At 65.6% G+C, this 2,767-nt stretch carries 4 protein-coding genes; all 4 read left to right on the plus strand.

Translation table 11 applies throughout. From position 1 onward, the window contains the following. Positions 1–494, plus strand: a 494-nt coding sequence (locus tag BN3277_RS01105; RefSeq protein ID WP_059040485.1) for a S26 family signal peptidase, incomplete at its 5' end; no start/stop codon positions are given. Continuing rightward, on the plus strand, positions 481–696 hold the full coding sequence (locus BN3277_RS01110) for a hypothetical protein (RefSeq protein WP_059040486.1): 216 nt from the start codon (positions 481–483) through the stop codon (positions 694–696). The genes BN3277_RS01105 and BN3277_RS01110, both read left to right, overlap by 14 nt. Beyond that, positions 683–1,477: a lytic transglycosylase domain-containing protein gene (locus tag BN3277_RS01115; protein WP_059040487.1), complete on the plus strand. Its 795-nt coding sequence runs from the start codon at positions 683–685 to the stop codon at positions 1,475–1,477. Before BN3277_RS01110 ends, BN3277_RS01115 begins: the two co-directional genes overlap by 14 nt. Before the next feature lie 7 nt (positions 1,478–1,484). Further along, the gene (locus tag BN3277_RS01120; RefSeq protein ID WP_059040488.1) at positions 1,485–2,621 is read left to right on the plus strand and encodes an ArdC family protein; all 1,137 of its coding nucleotides are present in this window, start codon (positions 1,485–1,487) and stop codon (positions 2,619–2,621) included. The last annotated feature ends 146 nt before the right edge of the window (positions 2,622–2,767 follow it).

Consider the following 2,767-nt stretch of genomic DNA (forward strand, 5'->3'; position numbering starts at 1 on the left):
GGTTCCGGCTGAACACCACCGATTCCGCGCCGACAGGAGTATGGCGCATCGCGCCCGTGGACCCGGCGCAGATCGCGCGCGGCTCCCTTGTGTCGGTTTGCCCGCCGCCGCTTGGCATCGTCGTGGCGATGCGCGAGCGGGGCTATCTGCATCCCGGCGACTGCCCGGATACCAACACCACGCCGCTGCTAAAGCCCGTGGTGGCCGTCGCGGGCGACACTGTGACCGTTGCGCCCGGTGCGCCGCTGATCGTCAACGGCAAGGCCGTGCCGGACAGCGCGCCGGAGGCTGGAATGCCCGCATGGACCCCCGGCACCTACACCGTGCAGCCCGGCGAGCTTTGGGTGATTTCGAGCTACAGCGCCGGGAGCTTCGATAGCCGCTATTTCGGCCCCGTGGCCGTCAAGAACCTGCGCGGGCGCGCCGCGCCGGTCCTCGTCAGAGGCGATGTTGATTCCATGACCAAAGGAGTTGCCGAGAATGCGAGTTTTTAAGCCGTTTGCCGCCGTGATCGTGGCCGCGTCCGCGTTCGCCGGGACCGCGCACGCGGACATCATCAAGCCCGACTATTGGCCGTGGAGCATCAAGCCGGAGGCGCACAACAACGGCCCGTGCCCGGCGCAGAAGGCCAAGGCGTGCAAGGCCGACATGCCCCGCAACGGTGGCCCCAAGGAGCCTAATCGTGCTGGGGCTTGAACTGATCGCGGCTTGCGCGCCGAGTGTCGCACCGACGACCGTTCAGCAGATCATCCAAGTTGAGAGCAAGGGGAACCCCCTTGCTCTTAACGTCAACGGTGCATCCCTATCGCGGCAACCCCGCGATGCCGCCGACGCCGCCGCGCTCGCCCGCCAATACATTGCGGCGGGCTACACGGTGGACATGGGCTTGATGCAGGTGAACAGCACGAACCTGCCGAAGCTGGGCTATTCGGTCGAAGATATGTTTGACACGTGCAAGAACCTGCGCGCCGGGGCCGAAGTGCTAACCGCGTTCTACAAGATCGCGCGGCCCCGCTATGCCGATGACCAATCGGCGTTGCGGGCGGCTCTTTCGGCCTACAACACCGGCAGCTTTACGCTGGGTTTCGCCAACGGCTACGTCGCCAAATACTTCGGCGGCGCCGCCGCAGAACCCGTGCGCCTGACGCGCACCGCAGCACCAAACAGCAGCACCGGGACGGTGATCGAGCCGCCCAATCCGTTCACGGCCACGACCGTGGTTTTCATTCGACAACAGGAGGAATCGACCATGAAGCAAGAGACGACGCAGCCCGTCATCAGCCGCAACGAGGACGACGCGACAGTGCCCGGCGTGCAGGTGGAGCAGACCGCAGAGCAGGCCGAGCGCAACGGCGCTTTCGAGGAAACCGCCATGAGCGAGGCGGACGCATGGGAGGCGAACGCCGACCTTGCGACCGACCCGAACGCGACCGGCATTGTGGTGAGCGGCAAGCTGGTGGCCGCCGCCAAGGAGTGAAGCGGCCATGAACAAAGAATATGCCGAAGAAGTCGCGGGGCGGATCATCGAGCAGCTACGGCAGGGCACCGCCCCGTGGCAAAAGCCGTGGAAGCCCGGCGAATTGCGCCTGCCCTACAACGCCGCGACCGGGAAAGAGTATCGCGGCATGAATACCATCTGGCTCCACATGCAGGGCTACGATGATCCGCGATGGATGACCTACAAGCAGGCCGAGGCGGCGGGCGCGCAGGTCCGCAAAGGATCGCGCGGAACGCGGATCATCTATTGGAAATTCCACGACGAGCAGCCCATGACCGACGCGCAGGGGCGGCCCGTGCTGGACGACGAGGGCAAGCCCCGCAAAGTGCGCGTCGAGCTCGAACGCCCGCGCGTGTTCACCGCCGTGGTGTTCAACGCGCAGCAGATCGACGGCTTGCCACCGATGGAGGCCAAGCCGATAGGCCCGGAGCCGGAACGGCACGCCCGGGCCGAGGCCATCCTTTCCAATTCCGGCGCAAAGATCGCCCACGTCGAGGGCGACCGCGCCTTTTACCGGCCCAGCACCGACAGCATCACGCTACCGGCCCGGCATCAGTTCGGCAGCGCCGACGCCTACTATGCGACGGCCTTGCATGAGCTAGGCCACTGGACCGGGCACGAAAGCCGCCTCAACCGCGACCTTTCCCACCCGTTCGGCAGCGAGGGCTACGCCCGCGAGGAATTGCGGGCCGAGATCGCCAGCCTCATGCTTGGCGAGCGCCTAGAGATCGGCCACGACCCCGGCCAGCACGCGGCCTATGTCGCGTCGTGGATCAAGGTTCTTGAGGACGATCCGCGCGAGATTTTCCGGGCCGCCGCCGACGCCGAGAAGATCAACAGCTATGTGATGGCGTTCGAGCTTGAGCGCGCCCGCGAACAGCAGCAGAGCACCGAGGCCGAGGCCCCGGCAGCGGTCGAGATCGGCCAGCGCGCGCGCTTCACTCCCAACGAGGAACGCGCCGCGCAGGGAGGTATGACGATAGAGGGCGTCGTAGTGGACGCGGCGCGCACACAGGCGGGCAATATCCGCTACCGCATCCGAACCGACGAGATCGCGCCGCAGGACGGCCAGCCACAGGAGTGGCTTGTCTATACCAACCCTGTCTCCTATACACCCCTCTGATTACGCAGGACGTGCAGCAGCCTTACAAGGCGTATACGAAATTCGAGAGCATCATTTCTCACTGCCACGGCCGCGGTGCCTACGCTCCCAACAACGTGGAAACCGCCGAGTGGATGAGCAAGAGATCGGAAGAGCACACGCCTCGA

The organism is Paenibacillus rubinfantis, from assembly GCF_001486505.1.
Classification (GTDB): Bacteria; Bacillota; Bacilli; order Paenibacillales; family Paenibacillaceae; genus Fontibacillus; species Fontibacillus rubinfantis.

Coding starts and splice junctions, on each gene's coding strand:
- BN3277_RS01110 (WP_059040486.1), top strand. CDS start 481: ATGCGAGTTTTTAAGCCGTTTGCCGCCGTGATCGTGGCCGCGTCCGCG.
- BN3277_RS01120 (WP_059040488.1), top strand. CDS start 1,485: ATGAACAAAGAATATGCCGAAGAAGTCGCGGGGCGGATCATCGAGCAG.